The organism is Microvirga thermotolerans, from assembly GCF_009363855.1.
Lineage (GTDB): Bacteria > Pseudomonadota > Alphaproteobacteria > Rhizobiales > Beijerinckiaceae > Microvirga > Microvirga thermotolerans.
In genome coordinates, this window is the sequence record NZ_CP045423.1 from 960,001 (window position 1) to 977,091 (window position 17,091).

Here is a 17,091-nt window from a genome sequence, read left to right on the forward strand (position 1 = left end):
GCGGAGAGCAGGAAGAGTTCGGACAGGATGTCGCCGAACCGGGCCGAGATCAGCTCCCTTCGCTTCAGCGCGCCGCCCATGGTCAGGAACGCGAAGTCCGCGGCGAGGGCGAAGCCTGCCGCATAGCGCCCGAGCTGCCGGTAGAACCGCGTCGCCGCGCCGGCGCGCGGGGCCGGCGCAAGCAGGCCGCCGCTCCAGCTGCGCAGCCAGGCGCGGAGGAACGTCCTCGCGGTGTGCCCCACATGCCTCCACAGGAGCCGGTCGAAAGCCGCAAGGCCGCGCACCTCGTCCGCGTCGCCCAGCGCGAGGATTTCCTGCAGGAGGAACGGATGGCTGCGGATCGCGCCCTGGCCGAAGACGATGAGGCAGCGGGTCAGGATGTTGGCGCCCTCCACCGTGATGCCGACGGGGATCGCGCGATAGAAGTTGCCGAGATAATTGAGCGGCCCGTCGATGACGGCCTTGCCGCCGTGAATGTCCATCGCGTCGTTCAGCGCCGTGCGCATGCGCTCCGTGGCCTGGAGCTTCATGATGCCGGAGATCACCGCCGGGTGATGTCCCCGGTCGAGCCCGGCGCAGGTGAAGCGGCGCGCCGCATCGAGCAGATAGGCGGTTCCGGCGAGGGCCGCCAGCTTCTCCTGCACGCCTTCGAAGCGGCCGATAGGGAGGTGGAACTGCTCGCGCACCCGCGCATAGGCGCCGCTCGTATGCGCCGCGAAGGCGGCGCCGGCCGCGGAGAGGGACGGGAGCGAGATGCCCCGTCCGGCGGCAAGGGCGCTCATCAGCATGCGCCAGCCCTGTCCGACGCGCTCCGGGCCGCCGATCACCTGGTCGAGGGGAATGAAGACGTCGCGCCCCTCGTTCGGCCCGTTCTGGAACATCTGGAAGCTCGGAATGTGCCGCCGGCCGATCGACACGCCCGGCGCGTCCGTGCGCACCAGCGCCACCGTGATGCCGATCTCCTCCTCCCTGCCGAGGAGGCGCTCGGGATCCCGCAGCTTGAAGGCGAGGCCGAGCACCGTCGCGACCGGTCCGAGGGTAATGTAGCGCTTGTGCCAGTTGAGGCGGATGCCCAGGACCTCCCGGCCTTCGTGCTCGCCGCGGCAGACGATTCCCTCGTCGGTCATCGAGGCGGCATCCGAGCCCGCTTCGGGGCTGGTGAGCCCGAAGCAGGGGATCTCCCGGCCGTCGGCGAGGCGGGGCAGCCAATAGTTGCGCTGCTCCTCGGTGCCGAAGCGCAGCAGCAGTTCGCCGGGCCCGAGGGAATTGGGAACCATGACCGCGACCGCGGCGGCGACGGACCGGGTGGAGACCTTCCGCACGACTTCCGAATGAGCGTAGGCGGAGAAGCCGAGGCCGCCGTATTCCCGGGGAATGATCATGCCGAGGAAGCGATGCTGCTTCAGGAAGCTCCAGGCCTCCTCGGGCAGGTCCCTGTCCGTCCAGGTGATGCGCCAGTCGTCCAGCATGGCGCAGAGAGTTTCGACCGGGCCGGCGAGGAAGGCCTCCTCCTCGGCGGACAGGCGCGCCGGCGGGACCGCGAGGAGCTTGTCCCAGTCGGGATTGCCGGTGAACAGGTCTCCGTCCCACCAGACATCCCCCGCCTCGATCGCTTCCCGCTCGGTTGCGGACAGGCCGGGCATGGCCTTTCTGGCCATGCGGAAGGCGGGGCGTGACAGCCATCTCAGGCGAAAGCTCTCTTCGGTCATGATGCGCTCGCTCCGCATGAAACGGCGCCGCCCCGAGGAGCCTGAGCCGAACCGTTTCGGTCCTTCCCATTTGTAGGGGAGGGGCGGCCTTCGCCCAGGGGCGGCGCCCGGCGCGGCCGCGATCCTTCTCCCCGCCGGATCGAACGGCCGGGCGCCCGGGTTGTTCTCCGAGCGAAACGGGAAAAGGAAAACGCGTGGCTCTGGAACTCGCATCCGCCTTCCAGGTCAGGCCTGCCGAGGGCGACAGGCCGGGAGCCTTCGCGTCCTTTCCCTACGACCGCGACCTCGTCCGCCGCTTCCGCGACGCCTTTCCCCGCGCCCGCTGGCGGGAGGAAGAGCATTGCTGGTTCGTGCCCGGCACGACGGCCCTGCGCCGCCTCGACACCTGGATGACGCGGGAGCTGGAGACCCTCGACCGCCATGCGGACGAGCGGGGGCGGGACGCCTTCGCCTTCGAGCCCCTGGAGAGCCCCTATCTCGCCGTGGGGGACGAACTGGTCGTGCGCACGCCCTATTCGCGCACCGTGGTCGAGGCCATGCGCCGGATCCCCTGGGCCCGCTGGGATCCGCAGGGAAAGGTCTGGCGCGTGCCGTTCCGCTCCTACGGGGAGCTTCGCGCCCGGTGGCAGGAGATCGAGGAGGCGGCGCGGCGCAACGAGCCGGCGGCGCGCCGGGCGCGGGCGGAAAGCCGCGAGGAGCGGGAGGCCGCGCTGGCGTTGCAGGCGGAGCGCCGCCGCCATCGTTATCCCGTGCCGGGCGACGATCTGCCGCCCCTGGACCGGCCGGTCGCCACGCTCGCCTGGGGTATCGTCGTCTTCGAGGACATCGGGCCGGAGCCCCTCTCGGACCTCCGGCTGCGCGACCGTTATCCTCATCTCAAGGACCCGCTCGGCCGCTATGTGTTCGCGCGCTGGCGAAGGCCGACCCTGCAGGAGGTCTATCGCGCCCGTCCGGCCCGGGAGCCGGACGATGCGGATCTCAGGGCGGACCGGGGCTGGTGGCTGCCGGACCGCGGGGAACTGCGCGAAGCCGCCCGAAGGCTGCGGCAGGCGGAGCGGGCCGCCGCCGTGCGCTCATCCCTTCGGTAGAGCGGCTTGCAGCGTCATGGAACCGCAAGCCGCCACGGTTCGATGTTTCGTGTGGTTCAGAACGGGATGTCGTCGTCGAGATCGCCGAAGCGCGAGCCGCCGCCGCTGCCGCCGGAGGCCGCCGCCGGCCGCCGCTCCAGCGGCGAGGAGCGCCCGAACTCGCCGCCCCGGCTCACCTGGCCCGGCTCCTCCTCGCCGTACTCCGCCGAGCCGCCGCCGCGCCCGTCCAGGATCGTCAGCTCGCCCCTGAACCGCTGCAGCACCACCTCGGTCGTGTAGCGCTCCTGCCCCGACTGGTCCTGCCACTTGCGCGTCTGAAGCTGCCCTTCCACGTAGACCTTCGAGCCCTTCTTCAGGTACTGCTCCGCCACGCGGCCCAGGTTCTCGTTGAAGATCACCACCGAGTGCCACTCGGTCTTCTCCTTGCGCTCGCCGGTCGCCTTGTCCTTCCAGCTCTCCGACGTGGCGATCCGCAGGTTCACCACCGGCTCCCCCGAGTTCAGCCGCCGCACCTCCGGATCCCGCCCCAGGTTCCCGACCAAAATCACCTTGTTCACACTGCCTGCCATCGGCGCATCTCCACTTCATCTCTCCCGACGATCGGTCGGGCCGGTTTCGCTCTCCTGTCCCGATCGGACATCGGTTTCGTTCTACATTTGTTCCCTAAGAATGGCAAGGCCATCACGAAACGAAATGGGCGGCATTCCGGGGGATGATGGGGAGGGAAACAAAACGCGAAAGGAGGCTCCGCCGCGGGGTCGCGACGGAGGGAATCATTCGGCGGCCTGGAGATAGACGACGCTGGACTGCGCCCCTTCGACCTCGCGCAGGGTCTTGGCCATGTAGGCCAGGCGCTCGATGATCTTCCCGAGATCGGCCCTGGCGCCGTCGCTCAGATCGTAGGCGTTGCGGCCGCGATAGAGCCTGTTGATCTGGCTCTCCATCTCGACCGCGCTCTCGCGGACCCGGTGGACGAGGTTGTCCGCGATGACGTCGGCATTGCTGTCGACGACGCAGAAGCCCACATCGCTTGCTCGTTCCTTTGACATCGGTGACACCTCTTCTTGTCGTTCTTGTTCGGTTTCAGGCAGCGGCCCGGTGGTCCGGCGCGGGCAGCAGGCCGAGCCGGCGGGCCAGGATTCTCTTCGTCACGGGTCCGATCCACGGCAGGGTCGAAAGGAACCCGAGCTTGTCGTTGCTGGCCGCGTAGTCCCGAAAAAGGCGGTCGCGCTCGCGCCAGACGCGGTCGACCGCATCCGCCTTGGCGGGGTGACGGAAGCCCATCCGGGCGGTCGCCCCCAGGGCGAGCGCCTGCATGCACCGGTCGTAGGCGCGCCGGCCCACGGAGGGGGTGACGCTGGCCTGGCAGATCGCGAAGATCACGTGGCCGGCGAAATCCTCCGCCGTCACGGGCGGGGCCGGATCCCCGGTCGTCCGGTTACCGGCAGGCGGCGAGCTTGGCCGTAAGTTCACTTTATGTTCCATGCCGCTTGAATCATCCGAACGAGGTTCGTCCCCGTCCTGCGGATCCGCTTCGGAGCCTGCGCGAGGTCGAAACGGGGCTGGCGCGCCCGGGTGCGCGTCGCGTGAGGGCGCAACCCCTCCGCGAGGCGCGCCCGCCCGTTGGCGGCAGGTGGAAAAGCTTCGCAATTGTCTGAATTCTCAATGCGTTCCCGCTCCAGATAGATGGGATTCCGAGGGGGCCGCTGCAAGGCCTGGAGCGTCGGGAGGGGCGCCGTTGCCGCATCCGCCGGTTGCGGCCAGCGGGCGATGTCCCGCCTCGCGATGGAGAGGCTCCGGGCGAGGTCGATGTCGGACTCGATCCTGTGAAAAGCCACTGCGCAGGTGAACGCCTCGGTGAACGGCGTCATGGCGCACCAGGTCTTTTCCGCCATGTGCAGGGGCCAGGCCCACAGGCCGTCCCCCCGCTTGGCGCCCAGGCTCTCGCGCTCGATGAAGTAGCCCGTCGCCTTGTGCTCCAGGCCGCTCTCCGTCACGAGCCATTCTTCGTTCTCGAAGATCGATCCTTCGTCCGCCACGGCTGTCATTCCGACATCCTCCAGGCGACGGCAGCGGTGCCACAAAGGCGCCATCTCCGACGCGCATGAGTTGAAACAGGAACAAAAAGAGAACATACCGCAGGGTGAGTCGGTGTCAAGCAAATGCGCTCGTGCGGACTGTAATCTCGGAGTAACCGATATTATCTGGGAAGGAGTGGGGTAGGATTAAAGAGCTCGCGGCATCGGCGTCCGAAAATGAGACGAAGCACTCGCGGGCCTTCACTGCTCAGCTTGACTTCGGAAACGGCTGCCTGACGAGGGGAGGAGCCACATGACGACGAGCCCGAAACGGCCGGGGGGCGACAGCCTTGGGCGTCTCGAGGAGATGCGCGCGGCCTACGAGCGGCTGCGCGCGGAGCGGATCAGGGCCGAGGGAGAGGTCGAGCGGCTGGGGCGCGAACTGGACCAGGCGCGCGCCCGGGCGCGCGAGGCGTTCGGCACCGACGACGAGGCGGAGCTGCAGCGGCTGATCGAGGCCGCCATGTCGGAGAATGCGAAGCGGGTGGAGGATTTCGAGGCAATCCTCGGCGAGGTCGAGACGCGGCTCAGGCAACTGGGGAGCGAGCCGTGACGGGCGAAGACGCCGTCGAACGGAAGCTCGGCCTCGCGGCGGCTGCCCTCGCGCGGCTCGAGGGGCGCCGCGGCGCCCTGGCGGCGCGCAGCGAGGAGCTGACGCGCGCAATCGAGCTCGCCAAGGGGCGCCTTGCGGTGAAGGACGAGGTGGAGGCCTTCATCGAGGCCGTCCACGGCAGCGCCAGCCGGCGCAATCTCGAAGCGTTCGAGACGCTGCTCTCGGCCCTCGTGCAGGAGGTCCTGCCGGGGGAGAAGCCGGTGGCGCTGGACCTTTCGACGGAGCGCGGGCTCGCCGCCCTCGACATCTGCGTCAGGCGTCCCGACGGCTCTCTCGAGGACGTGCTCGAGGACAACGGGGGCGCGCTCACCAACGTCGTGGGCATGGCGCTGCGCCTCATCGCCGTGGTGAAGGCCGACGTGGCGCGCTTCCTCGCTCTCGACGAGGCCGATTGCTGGATCGCTCCGGACCGGGTGGCCGCGTTCTACCGCGTGCTCGAGGACGGCGCCCGGCGGCTCGGCGTCCAGTGCCTCGCGGTCTCGCACCACGACCTCACGCAGTTCTCCGAGCGGTTCCACATCGCGCGCATCGAGGGCGAGCCGCTCTCCGGCGTGACGGTGCAGTCGGCCGACTGCAGCGGCCTCTGGGACGACGCGGCGCCGGGCCTGCGCTTCATCCGCCTCGTCAACGTCCAGGCCTGCGCGGATGCGACGCTTCGGCTGAGCCCGGGCGTCAACGCGCTGATCGGGCCCAACAACCGCGGCAAGTCCACCTTCATCCGCGCCCTGCGCGCGGTGTTCTACGGCGAGGCGCGCGACAGCCTCGTGCGTGCCGGCGCGAAGACGGCGACGGTCGAGATCGGCGTCGCCGGACACAGGACCCTGCGCTTCACGCGCCAGCCGCGTCGCACGCCGGTGAACGTCTGGTCGCTTCATGAGCCCGACGGGGGCGTCGTGGAGACCGAAGGGATGCGCTACGAGACGGGCGGCCGAACCGTGCCGGACTGGGTGGCCGCGCTCTTCCGGATCCGGAAGGTGGAGGACCTCGACGTCCACATCGCCCATCAGAAGTTTCCGGTGTTCCTGCTGGGAGAGCCTGCATCCCGCCGCTCGGCGGTTCTCTCCATCGGCCAGGAGGCGAGCTACATCCGCGACATGCTCGCGATCCATCGCGAGCGCTGCAGCCGCGACAACGCGCTGGTGCGCAACGGCGAGCGCGAACTCGCGGCCTTGCGGGAAGAGATGGAATCCCTCGCCGGCCTCGACGGGATCGGGCGCTCTCTCGCGGAGGCCCGCGCGAAGGCGGAGCGGATCGATCTCGCCCGTCGCCGCGTGCAGGCGCTCCGGGACGCGCTGGCCCGGCTGGAGGATCTCGCCTGCCGCCTGAGGCGCGCGCGGGCGCGGGCCGCAGCGACGGATCTCCTGCCGGATCCCGCGCGCGTCGCGACGCTTTCCGCCGATCTGCGGCGGGAGAAGGAGCGGAGCCGCGTCGCCCGCGACGTCATCGATGCCGCCGGCCGCCTGCGCCGTGCCGAAGCGCGCCTGTCCTGCCTGCGGTCCCTGCCGGAGGCGCTGCCCGCTCTCGAAGACCCGCGGCCGGCGCAGGACATGCTGAAGCGTCTCGCCGACCTGCGCAGCGGGTCCGAACGGGCGCGCGAGCGCCTGGCGCGCGTCGACGCGGAGGCGGAGCTTCTGCGGGTCGAGATGGAACGCCTCGTCGAGGAGAACGGCGGCCTCTGCCCGACCTGCGGCGCACCGGTGAGCGCCGAGACTCTCCTCAACCACCAGGCCCATTCCGCCACGGAGCGCATGACCGCATGATCCTGTTCGGTGACCGTCTCGAATCCCGCACCTGCAACGGCCTGCTGGTGATCGGAGACCCGCATGTGGGATCCCGCCGCCCGGGCCGCCGCAAGGACCCGCTCTGGCCGCAGCCCGTGCTGGCCAAGCTCGAACACTGCGTCGCCATCGCCAACGCGCGCGATCTCGCCGTCGTCATCCTCGGCGACCTGTTCGACCGCCCGGTCGAAACCGACGAGGGGCTGAAGAGCCAGCTCATCCGTATCCTGAAGGGATTCCGGCACCGGCCCCTGGTCAATGTCGGGAACCACGACATCCGGCACATGACCCTGACCGACGGCGACACGCTCGCGCTCCTCGGCCTCTGCGACGTCGTCGACGTGGTGGCCGCTTCCGCGCCGGTCGCCAGCTACGGGATCGGGGGGCGCCGGGTCGGCATCGGCATGACGCCCTACGGACAGGCCATTCCCACCGACATCCGGGGATCGTTCGCCGACGTGGACGGGCAGGCCTGGTTCAGCCACCACGACATCGCCTTCGATGCCGCCTATCCCGGCGCGGTGCCGCCCTTCGCCGTCGAGGGATGCGACCTGCTCGTCAACGGCCACATCCACAAGACGCAGAAGAGCGTGACGGTCGGCCGGACCCGCTGGACGAATCCGGGCAACATCACCCGCCAGTCCATCGATCTCGTCGATCACGTGCCGCGCGCATGGGTGCTCGGCGCGGACGGGGAGCTGACCCCGGAGCCGCTGCCGTTCGAGGCGGATGTGTTCGATCTCACGGGACGCCTGGTCGAGGCGGCGGACGACGCCGCCGTGGCGCAGGCGGTCGAGAGCGCCTTCGTGACCCTGCTCCAGGCCGAGACCGCGACCGAGCTGAAGCGCAGCGGCGACGGCTCGATCCTGCGCGACGAGATCGAGGCGCGGTTCGCGTCCGACGCGCCCTCGGAGGCGGTGCGCGCCATCGTCCGCTCGCTCCTGGACGAGGCCGTGGAGCGGCACGCCCGCTCCTGAGCGGCGTCAGAACGCGAACGGATCGGAATAGGGCAGGCGCCGGCGCCGCACGGGGGTTTCCGGCAGGATCGGGCGGCCGATGTCGACCGCGACCAGCCCCTCGCATGCGAGCGCCAGGACGGCGGCGACGCCGTCGGCGGCGTTCATGGCCGCGCCCGCGCAATCCACGAGCCGCATGGTGCCGCATTCGTCGAGCTGATGGAGAATCCGCACCCGGTCGCCGGCCGTCACGGGCGTTCGCCTGCAGGCCATGATGAGGCGCACCGTGGTGAAGCGCGGCTCTGCGCGGATGCTCGCGGCCGTCTCGAGCACGAAGGGCCGCCCGTCCTCCGCCACGGAGCCGTGGAGGGCGGCGGCGCGAAGAGGATGGCCGAGCAGGTCGGCCTCCGCGACCACGTCGACGAGGACCGGCCCGCCCTCGCGGACGATCTCGAAATCCGCCACGTGCTCGACGGTTGTCTCGCCCAGCACGAAAGTGGCCGCAGGAGCGGGCGCCCGCAGCGCCTCCACCTCCGGGTCGAGCTCGCAGATGGCGAGGAAGTCGGCGATCAGGGCGGGGCGCGTGGGGGCGGGGGCGGCGCTCCTGCGGACCCGCTTCGCCCCGGGCCGGATCATGCGCCGCGGGGCGAGGTCGAGAATGGCTTGCGCTGTCATCCAATCCTCCGGAGCAGGGGAAAGCGGAACCGCCGGACGAAATCCCGGCTACGGTCGAATGGAACAAATACAGAACATGATCGCAAGCGTCAATTCCCGCAGGCTCGAGACCCGTTCTCGCCAGGTCCGCACCTTGAGAACTGCTTTCGCACATTCGAGGCTGACCTTGAGGCAAAACGACGCGACCATAAAGATATTGGAAAATAACGGGTTTCAACCTTGGCAATACTGCCTTGAAGCTGGATCCGGGAGGTCCGATCTGCTATAGAACAAACAAAGAACAAGCACGCTGCCGCGGCGGTCCGGAAGGCCCTCGGGCCGGCGTGCTCCCTCCGTCGAGACGAGGATCGAGCATGAATACGACAGACAAGAAGATCGCCGAGGTTCTGGCCAAGTTCGGCGAGCCGATGGCCGGCAACATCTGGCGCGTCCAGGGAACGGCCGTGATCTATCACAAGGCGCTCGAGCGCATCGCGGCGCAGGCCGCGATCCAGTTCGAGCCGCCGACGATCATCCGCGCGGAGCGGGACGAGGCGGTGATCCTGGTCACCGGACGCATGGGCGAGCGGGTGGAGTGGTCCATCGGCGAGGCTCTGGTGGGCACCAACTACCGCGTTTCGGGCAAGCAGGCGGCCTATGTCTACGCCATGGCCGAGAAGCGGGCGAAGGACCGGGTGATCCTGAAGCTGATCGAGCTCCACGGCCTCGTCTACTCCGAGGAGGAGGCGGACGAATTCAAGAACAGCCGCCCCGCGCCCGCCGAGCCGCAGGCGGCGAGCGAGAGGACGGCGGTCGAGATCGTCGGGCCCGAGGCCGGCGTCGAAGCGGAGCTCAAGGGAAAGATCTCCAAGGCGAAGAGCATCAACGCCGTGACCGACCTGATGCTGCACGCCGATACGCAGCGCATCCTGAACGACCTGCCGGAGGGCGTGCGCGACGAGATCCGCGACTTCGCGAAGGCCCGCCTGGTCGAGCTGGGCTGGCCCTCGAAGAAGGCGGCCTGATCCGGAAAGTCGTGCAGATAAGGGGGCAGGGAGCGTGAGTTTCCTGTCCCCTTTCTTATGGGCCCGGGCCGGCCTATGCTGGAGAAATTCGGAAAGGATCGTGGAACGGCATGAGCATCGGATCGCGGACGTCGCGAGGCGAAGGGCGGCACGACCGGCTGCTCGGCCGCGTTCTCATCGCGGGCGCCGTCCTCTGCCTCGTCGGGGCGGGCGGGCTGCTCTGGTGGCGTCAGGGCGCCGCCGTGTTCAGCGACGTGGTTTCCGCCGCGCTCGCCTGGTGCTTCTGAAGCCACCCGCTCCGTGACGTGCGCGCCAGCCCGTGGCTGGTCTTGTTCCAGCGGAACGGCTCCCGCGTCACCTCCCATAACGCCCGCCAGGCCGCCGCGCTCACGAGCAGGTAATAGGCCGGCAGGAGCGGCACCCAGGGCAGCAGGCGCCACAGGCGCCGGCGAGCGAGGGCGACGCAGGCCGGCAGGACGGCGGCGGCAATTCCCATGACGAAGAGGGTGCCGCTCGCGGCCCGCCAGTAGGGCGAGCGCAAGGCCGCCCCGCGCAGGGCGTCGTCGGACGAAGCTGCGAGAAAGAGCCCGGTGAGGAACGGGAATCCGAGCGCGCTCAGCACGGTCCCCCAGGTCAGGGCGAGGGCGCTCAGGAAGCGCCAGGGGCCGAGCCGGATCAGCGTTCGCGCCGGTTTCCGGAAATGGCAGAGGCCGGTCTGCATGAAGCCTTTCATCCAGCGCGTGCGCTGGTCCATCCATGCGCCGAGGGTCGCCGGCGCCTCCTCGAAGGTCGAGGAGGGAAGGTCCCGCACCCGGAAGCCCATCCGGGCAAGCCGGATGCCGAGATCCGCGTCCTCGGTCACGTTCCATGCGTCCCAGCCGTGGACGCGCCGGAGCAGGTCGGTCCGGAAGTGGTTGGACGTGCCGCCCAGGGCGATGGGGCTTCCCAGCTCGGCGAGGCCCGGGTTGAGGACGTCGAAGAGCGCCGCGTATTCGATGGTGAAGAACCGCGTCAGCCAGCTGTCGTCCGTGTTGTCGATGGTGAGCCGCGCCTGAAGGCACGCCACGTCCGCGGGAGCCGTGGCGAAGGCGGCCACCGCCTGCCGGAGCTGGTCCCGGTCCGGCACGTCCTCTGCATCGTAGACCACCGTGTAGCGTCCCCGCGCCAGGGGCAGGGCGATGTTGAGCGCCCGCGGCTTCGTGCGCGGCTGGCCGGGAGGCGCCACGATGATCTCGACGAAGCCCGGCAGGCGGATCTTCGAGAGCGCCGCGGACGTCTCCCGGTCGTCCGCCTCCAGGACGAACTTGATGTCGAGCCTGGCCGCCGGGTAGTCGAGCCGCGACAGCGCCGCCACGAGCCGCGACGCGATCCGGTGCTCCCGGTAGAGGGGCACGATGATCGTATAGTCGGGGAGGGCCGGGTCGCGCAGGCGCGGCCCGCCACGGGACGCCTGCACGGGAGCGGGAAGGAGCGCCGATGCAAGGCGCAGGGTGACGCCCGCGAGGAAGAGGGGGCTCAGGATGGCCGCCGCCGTCGCGAGCGCCGGACCGGGAGCGGCGACGCCGCCGTAGGAGGCGAGGCATGCGAGGGCGCTCAGGCCGGCCACCTGCCCCGTGTCGAAGCCGGTTCCGATCGAAAGGTCCGGCGCCGCCTCGGAAAGGGCGTTCGCGCCCCGATCCGCGATGGCACGGGCGCAGGCGCGCATGACCGCCCGGCGCAGGGCGCCGGGGGGCGTGACGACGAGCCGGCCCACAGTTCTTCCGGGACGCTTCAGAAGCCAGGCGAGAAGCGGCCCTGCCGGTGCCACGGCGAAGCCCTCCCCCTCGATGGGTGCGAGGCCGGCCAGGATGCTTTCCGGGTAGCGGACATGGCCGGACAGGCGGGGGAAGAGGGTGAAGGGAAGGCCGAGCTCCCGGGCGAGGGCCCGGTAATACTCCGTTTCGCCGACGAGGCCGTTCCTGAGGAGGAAGGTCTCCGCGGGAACGCCGGCGGCCTCGGCGCGTCGGGCCGCCTCCCGCAGAAGGCCGGGCGAGACGCCCTGAAAAGCGAGAAACGCCGTTTCCGGCGGCAGCGGCGCGGCGGCGCCGGTTGACTGTCGTCCGGTCTCCGCTAGACCCTCGTGCGAAGAGACGGACGTCCATGACGGGTGTGGCGGGACCGTTTGCAAGAGGATGACGCGTGCAGAAACGTTACCAAGTTACGTCATTCGTTGCCCGCTTTCTGCGTAAGATCAAGCACCCCGCTTTCCTGGCGACCCTCCTTGCCCTCGGGCTGGCCTCGGCGGCGCAGGCCCAGGAGGTCGCCATCCCGAATTTCTGGGATCCGAAGGCGCAGCTCGAGCGGCCGGACCTTACGGGCCTGCGCCCGATCCGCTTCCTGATCGACGACGACTTCCCGCCGCTGCATTTCAGCGGGCTCGACGGCAACCCCACGGGATTCTCCGTCGAACTCGCCCGGGCCATGTGCGAACGGCTCGCCATCGCCTGCACCGTCCAGGTGCGCCGTTTCGACACGCTCCTCGACGCCCTGGCCGACCGTCAGGGCGACGTGGTGGCCGCCGCCGTCCCGATCACCGCGTCCCTCAGGCAGCGCTTCCTGGTGACGGGACCCTACTTCAAGATCCCCGCGCGCTTCGCGGTGAGGAAGGACCGCAACCTGCCGGCGCCCCAGCTCAAGGCGCTGAGCGGCAGGACCGTGGGCGTGGTGGGCGGCACGGCTCACGAGGCCTACGCCAAGGCCTTCCTGACGGGGGCCGTCCTGAAGCCTTTCCCGGAGCTTCAGGAGGCGCAGGGCGCCCTGAGGGCGGGGCAGATCGACTATCTCTTCGCCGACGGCCTCGGGCTGGCCGTCTGGCTGGGCGGCGAGGATTCCGCGGGGTGCTGCGACTTCGCCGGCGGCCCTTACCTGGAGAGCCGGTTCTTCGGGGAAGGGATCGGGTTCGTGGTCCGGCAGGACGAGGAGAATCTGCGCCGGGCCTTCGACTATGCGCTCCAGCAGCTCTGGAAGGAGGGAAAGTACGCGGAGCTTTACCTGCGCTTCTTCCCGATCAGCCCCTTCTGAGCCGCATTGACCCCGGGCGGCAGGGTCCCTAGAGGTCATGTCCGAAGAGCCGGGTTCCGGGCGGACCCGCGAACCGGCTTTCCCTTGCCCGGTGCGGGTTTCGGTTCCATCGGGACGAGAACCGCTCTAGGGTTGCCGCGTTTTCCATCAGCTTCTGGTCACATGTCCCAACCGCTTTCTTTCGACCCCGCCCTGATCGATGCCGCCCAGACCGCGACCGCGTGGCCCTTCGAGGAGGCCCGCAAGCTCGTGGAGCGGCTCAAACGGACGGGCAAGAAGGAGGTGCTGTTCGAGACCGGCTACGGCCCCTCGGGCCTGCCGCACATCGGGACTTTCGGAGAGGTGGCGCGCACGAGCATGGTGCGCTACGCCTTCCGCCTGCTGACCGGGGATGCGATCCCCACACGCCTCGTCGCCTTCTCCGACGACATGGACGGCCTGCGCAAGGTTCCGGACAACATCCCGAACAAGGAGCTGGTGGCGGCCTCGCTCGGCAAGCCCCTGACCCAGGTGCCGGACCCCTTCGGCACCCACCAGAGCTTCGCGCACCACAACAACGCCCGCCTGCGCGAATTCCTCGACGCCTTCGGCTTCGACTACGAGTTCATGTCCGCGACCGAGTGCTACCGCTCGGGCCGGTTCGACCGGACCCTGCTGACGGTGCTGGAGCGGTACGAGGCCGTGATGGCGATCATGCTGCCGTCCCTGCGCGAGGAGCGGCAGCAATCCTACTCGCCCTTCCTGCCCGTCCACCCGAAGACCGGGGTCGTGATGCAGGTCCCCATCGAGGAGCGCAAGCTCGATGCGGGCACCATCGTCTGGCGCGATCCGGACACCGGCGAGCGGTTCGAGACGCCCGTCACGGGCGGGCATGCCAAGCTGCAGTGGAAGCCGGACTGGGCGATGCGCTGGGTCGCGCTCGGCGTCGACTACGAGATGGCGGGCAAGGACCTGATCGACAGCGTGAAGCTCTCCGGCGAGATCGCCAGGGCCCTCGGCGGCCTGCCGCCGGAAGGTTTCAACTACGAGCTCTTCCTGGACGAGAAGGGGCAGAAGATCTCGAAGTCGAAGGGCAACGGCCTCACCATCGACGAGTGGCTCACCTACGGCACGCCGGACAGTCTCGCCCTGTTCATGTACAACAAGCCGCGCGAGGCGAAGAAGCTCTACTTCGACGTGATTCCGCGGCAGGTGGACGACTACCTCACCTTCCTCGAAAAGTACCCGGCGCAGGACGCCAAGGCGCGTCTCATGAACCCGGTCTGGCACATCCATGCGGGTCACCCGCCCGCAGCGGAGCTGGTGTCGTCGGGGGGCGGCAACCAGCCCGGCACGACCATCTCCTTCTCCATGCTGCTCAACCTCGTGGCGGTGGCCAATTCCGAGGATCCCGGCGTCATCTGGGGCTTCATCCGCCGCTACGCGCCGACCGTCTCGCCGGAGACCCATCCGCGGCTCGATGCCCTGGTGAAGCGCGCCGCGCGCTATTTCGAGGACTTCGTGAAGCCGCAGAAGGCCTACCGCCTGCCGGACGAGGTGGAGGCCGCCTCCCTGCGCCGTCTCTGGGAGGCGCTCGCCGCCTTCGAGCGGGGCGAGCGCCCCGTGACGGCGGAGGCGATCCAGGAAGAGATCTACAATGTCGGCCGCGCCGAGCCGCGCTACCAGGACTTCAAGGCCAAGGGCGCCACGCCCGAGCGTCCCGGCGTGTCGATCGAGTGGTTCAACACGATCTACCAGGTGCTGCTGGGCGAGCCCCGTGGGCCGCGGTTCGGCTCGTTCGTGGCGCTGTTCGGTGTGAAGGAGACGCGAGAGCTGATCCAGAAGGCTCTCGAGGGCAAGCTCGTGACCGAGCACGAGGCTTTCCTGAAGACGAGGGGCGGCGAGCGGGCAGCCTGACGCCCGTCTACTGCCGGGCCCACATGATGCGGGCGACCCAGGCGACATCCTCGGCCGGGATCGTCCGGTCCTCCTGCCCGGCCTCGAAAGTGGCGAGCTCCAGGGTCTTGGCCGAGCGGCGGCGGAGTTCCTTCGCGAGGATCTCGCCGCTGTTCAGGCGCACGACCACCCGGTCGCCCTTGCGCATGCTGGCGGTGGGGGAAACGATGAGGATGTCCCCGTCGCGGTAGAGCGGCGCCATGGAATCGCCCGTCACCTCCAGGGCGAACACCTTTTCCTGCCCGAAATCGGGAAAGTCGATCTCGTCCCAGCCGGGTCCCCCGGCGGGCATGCCCTCTTCGGTGAAGAGCTTCGCGCCCGATGCCGCCTGCGTCAGGCCGATCAGCGGGATCGTCGAGCGGCGCAGGGAGCCCGAGGGCTCCACGAGACGCAGGAAATCCTCCAGGGTCGCGCCGGTCGCGCGGAGGATCTTCGCGATGGACTCGGTGGAGGGCCAGCGGTCCCGGCCTTCCGGACTGGTGCGCTTCGACTTGTTGAAGCTGGTGGCGTCGAGCCCGGCCTTGCGGGCGAGGCCCGACGCGGTCATGCCGTGGCGTGCAGCCAGGGCGTCGATGGCGGCCCAAACGCGCTCATGGGACAGCATATGATGAACCTTCGAGAGGTTGCCGAAACTGTACTGGAAACCGGACCTATGATTAGGAATTAAGGTTGTTCTGTGACCCGCACAATGGAGAACAAGGTTTAGCGACAATGTGCCCATGTTCCGGTTGCTCCTGGGAAGACCGGGCGCTACTCACATGCACCATGGGAATTATCTATAAAATCTGTTCCGAGCCGCTCTGGAAGGCAGCGGAGGCGGAAAAAGTCTTCCGCGGCGCCCCGGTCGATAGCCAGGATGGGTACATCCACTTTTCTACTGCCGCCCAGGTTCGCGAGACGGCCGCAAGGCATTTCGCCGGCCAGGACGGACTCGTCCTCGTGGCGGTGGACGAGGAACGCCTTGGGGAGGCTCTCCGCTACGAGCCCTCCCGGGGCGGCGATCTGTTTCCCCATCTCTACGCCCTCCTGCCCCTGTCCGCCGTCCTCTGGGTGAAGCCGCTGCCCTTAGGGGATGATGGCCGGCACGTCTTTCCGGATCTCGCCGCATGATCGAGAGCCTGTTCCCCCTCGCGAGGCCGATCCTTCACGCCCTGGATGCGGAAACGGCCCATCAGCTGACGATCCGGAGCCTCTCCCTCCTGCCGGCGCGGGCTCCGGCGCCGGACGATCCCCGCCTCGCCGTGGAGGCGTTCGGCCGCCGGTTCCCCAACCCGGTCGGGCTTGCGGCCGGCTTCGACAAGCAGTGCGAGGTCCCCGATCAGCTCCTGTCGCTCGGCTTCGGTTTCGTGGAGACCGGCGGCGTCGTTCCGAACCCCCAGGAAGGCAACCCGAGGCCGCGGGTGTTCCGGCTCGCCCGCGACGAGGCGGTCATCAACCGCTTCGGCCTGAACAGCGAGGGCCTCGAGGTCGTCCGCCGCCGGCTCGAGGCGCGGCGCGGCCGGCCCGGCATCGTCGGCGTCAACATCGGCGCGAACAAGGATTCCGCCGACCGCATCGCGGACTACGCGCGCTGCGTCCGCGGGCTTGCGGGACTCGTCGACTTCCTCACCATCAACGTCTCCTCGCCCAACACGCCGGGCTTGCGGGACCTCCAGGGCGAGGCCTTCCTCGACGATCTCCTCGCCCGCTGCATCGAGGCGCGGGACGAGGCCGACCGCCAGCGGGAGAAGACCACGATCCTCCTGAAGATCGCACCCGACATCTCCCTGGACACGCTCGATGCCATCGTCGCCACCGCCCTGCGGCGCGGGGTCGACGGCCTGATCGTCTCGAACACCACCGTGGCGCGGCCCGACAGCCTGAAGGAGAAGGGACTGGCCCGGGAGACCGGCGGCCTCTCGGGACGGCCGCTCTTCGTCCCCTCGACGGTCCTGCTGGCGCAGACCTTCCTGCGGGTCGGGCGAAGGATTCCCCTGATCGGAGTCGGCGGGGTCGACTCCGCCGAGGCGGCCTGGGCGAAGATCCGCGCGGGGGCGCACCTCGTTCAGCTCTATTCCGCGCTGGTCTACAAGGGGCCGGGCCTCGTCGGCGAGATCAAGCGCGGGCTCGCGAGGACGCTGGACCGGGAGGCCACGTCCCTGGAGCGGGCGGTCGGGCGCGACGCGGCGGCCATGGCCGAGGGCCGGTGCTGAAAT

18 protein-coding genes (1 of these 18 only partly in view) are annotated in these 17,091 nt (G+C 69.3%); 10 read left to right on the plus strand and 8 right to left on the minus strand.

Annotated features, from left to right (window positions below):
- Window positions 1-1,709, minus strand: the 5' portion of a protein-coding gene (locus GDR74_RS04480; protein WP_152585172.1) for an acyl-CoA dehydrogenase. Its footprint begins 604 nt before the window's first position; the window shows 1,709 of its 2,313 coding nt (coding positions 1-1,709); it begins with the start codon at window positions 1,707-1,709; its stop codon lies beyond the left edge, outside the window.
- A 194-nt stretch (window positions 1,710-1,903) separates the two neighbouring features.
- On the opposite strand from GDR74_RS04480, the gene GDR74_RS04485 reads away from it, so the two are divergent.
- Entirely contained in the window at window positions 1,904-2,797 is an 894-nt protein-coding gene (locus GDR74_RS04485; RefSeq protein WP_152585173.1) for a hypothetical protein, read from the plus strand.
- A gap of 56 nt (window positions 2,798-2,853) precedes the next feature.
- Here GDR74_RS04485 and GDR74_RS04490 read toward each other — a convergent pair whose 3' ends face one another.
- From GDR74_RS04490 to GDR74_RS04505, 4 genes are all read right to left on the minus strand, one after another.
- Complete coding sequence (locus GDR74_RS04490; protein WP_152585174.1) at window positions 2,854-3,366, minus strand: single-stranded DNA-binding protein; 513 nt, start codon at window positions 3,364-3,366, stop codon at window positions 2,854-2,856.
- 204 nt (window positions 3,367-3,570) lie between these two features.
- Window positions 3,571-3,846, minus strand: coding sequence for a hypothetical protein (locus GDR74_RS04495; protein ID WP_152585175.1), 276 nt, complete (start codon window positions 3,844-3,846; stop codon window positions 3,571-3,573).
- Window positions 3,847-3,880: 34 nt separating this feature from the next.
- On the minus strand, window positions 3,881-4,270 hold the full coding sequence (locus GDR74_RS04500) for a hypothetical protein (RefSeq protein WP_152585176.1): 390 nt from the start codon (window positions 4,268-4,270) through the stop codon (window positions 3,881-3,883).
- Window positions 4,267-4,845: a hypothetical protein gene (locus GDR74_RS04505; RefSeq protein ID WP_152585177.1), complete on the minus strand. Its 579-nt coding sequence runs from the start codon at window positions 4,843-4,845 to the stop codon at window positions 4,267-4,269. The genes GDR74_RS04500 and GDR74_RS04505 overlap by 4 nt, the downstream gene beginning before the upstream one ends.
- A 283-nt stretch (window positions 4,846-5,128) precedes the next feature.
- Between GDR74_RS04505 and GDR74_RS04510 the strand changes: the two genes are divergently transcribed.
- From GDR74_RS04510 to GDR74_RS04520, 3 genes are read left to right on the plus strand one after another with little or no spacing between them, the layout of a single operon-like run.
- Window positions 5,129-5,428, plus strand: a complete 300-nt coding sequence (locus GDR74_RS04510; RefSeq protein ID WP_152585178.1) for a hypothetical protein — start codon at window positions 5,129-5,131, stop codon at window positions 5,426-5,428.
- Window positions 5,425-7,248: an AAA family ATPase gene (locus tag GDR74_RS04515; protein ID WP_152585179.1), complete on the plus strand. Its 1,824-nt coding sequence runs from the start codon at window positions 5,425-5,427 to the stop codon at window positions 7,246-7,248. The genes GDR74_RS04510 and GDR74_RS04515 overlap by 4 nt, the downstream gene beginning before the upstream one ends.
- Window positions 7,245-8,243 (plus strand): metallophosphoesterase, encoded by a 999-nt coding sequence (locus tag GDR74_RS04520; RefSeq protein WP_152585180.1) that lies wholly within the window; start codon window positions 7,245-7,247, stop codon window positions 8,241-8,243. Before GDR74_RS04515 ends, GDR74_RS04520 begins: the two co-directional genes overlap by 4 nt.
- Before the next feature lie 6 nt (window positions 8,244-8,249).
- Here the strand turns inward: GDR74_RS04520 and GDR74_RS04525 are convergent, their stop codons facing one another.
- Complete coding sequence (locus GDR74_RS04525) at window positions 8,250-8,897, minus strand: hypothetical protein (RefSeq protein WP_152585181.1); 648 nt, start codon at window positions 8,895-8,897, stop codon at window positions 8,250-8,252.
- A 353-nt stretch (window positions 8,898-9,250) separates the two neighbouring features.
- Between GDR74_RS04525 and GDR74_RS04530 the strand changes: the two genes are divergently transcribed.
- On the plus strand, window positions 9,251-9,901 hold the full coding sequence (locus GDR74_RS04530) for a trna delta -isopentenylpyrophosphate transferase (RefSeq protein ID WP_152585182.1): 651 nt from the start codon (window positions 9,251-9,253) through the stop codon (window positions 9,899-9,901).
- Window positions 9,902-10,011: 110 nt separating this feature from the next.
- Window positions 10,012-10,188 (plus strand): hypothetical protein, encoded by a 177-nt coding sequence (locus GDR74_RS18100; RefSeq protein WP_194164625.1) that lies wholly within the window; start codon window positions 10,012-10,014, stop codon window positions 10,186-10,188.
- Here the strand turns inward: GDR74_RS18100 and GDR74_RS04535 are convergent.
- Complete coding sequence (locus tag GDR74_RS04535) at window positions 10,131-12,068, minus strand: glycosyltransferase (protein WP_246179847.1); 1,938 nt, start codon at window positions 12,066-12,068, stop codon at window positions 10,131-10,133. The genes GDR74_RS18100 and GDR74_RS04535 overlap by 58 nt on opposite strands.
- Before the next feature lie 80 nt (window positions 12,069-12,148).
- On the opposite strand from GDR74_RS04535, the gene GDR74_RS04540 reads away from it, so the two are divergent.
- Together GDR74_RS04540 and GDR74_RS04545 are read left to right on the plus strand one after the other, a co-directional pair.
- The gene (locus GDR74_RS04540; RefSeq protein WP_246180076.1) at window positions 12,149-12,961 is read left to right on the plus strand and encodes a transporter substrate-binding domain-containing protein; all 813 of its coding nucleotides are present in this window, start codon (window positions 12,149-12,151) and stop codon (window positions 12,959-12,961) included.
- 162 nt (window positions 12,962-13,123) lie between these two features.
- The gene (locus GDR74_RS04545) at window positions 13,124-14,857 is read left to right on the plus strand and encodes a lysine--tRNA ligase (protein WP_152585184.1); all 1,734 of its coding nucleotides are present in this window, start codon (window positions 13,124-13,126) and stop codon (window positions 14,855-14,857) included.
- A gap of 7 nt (window positions 14,858-14,864) precedes the next feature.
- Here the strand turns inward: GDR74_RS04545 and GDR74_RS04550 are convergent, their stop codons facing one another.
- Complete coding sequence (locus GDR74_RS04550) at window positions 14,865-15,500, minus strand: S24 family peptidase (RefSeq protein ID WP_152585185.1); 636 nt, start codon at window positions 15,498-15,500, stop codon at window positions 14,865-14,867.
- A gap of 161 nt (window positions 15,501-15,661) precedes the next feature.
- Between GDR74_RS04550 and GDR74_RS04555 the strand changes: the two genes are divergently transcribed.
- Complete coding sequence (locus GDR74_RS04555; protein ID WP_152585186.1) at window positions 15,662-16,006, plus strand: DUF952 domain-containing protein; 345 nt, start codon at window positions 15,662-15,664, stop codon at window positions 16,004-16,006.
- Window positions 16,003-17,088, plus strand: a complete 1,086-nt coding sequence (locus GDR74_RS04560) for a quinone-dependent dihydroorotate dehydrogenase (protein ID WP_152585187.1) — start codon at window positions 16,003-16,005, stop codon at window positions 17,086-17,088. Before GDR74_RS04555 ends, GDR74_RS04560 begins: the two co-directional genes overlap by 4 nt.
- Window positions 17,089-17,091: the final 3 nt, after the last annotated feature.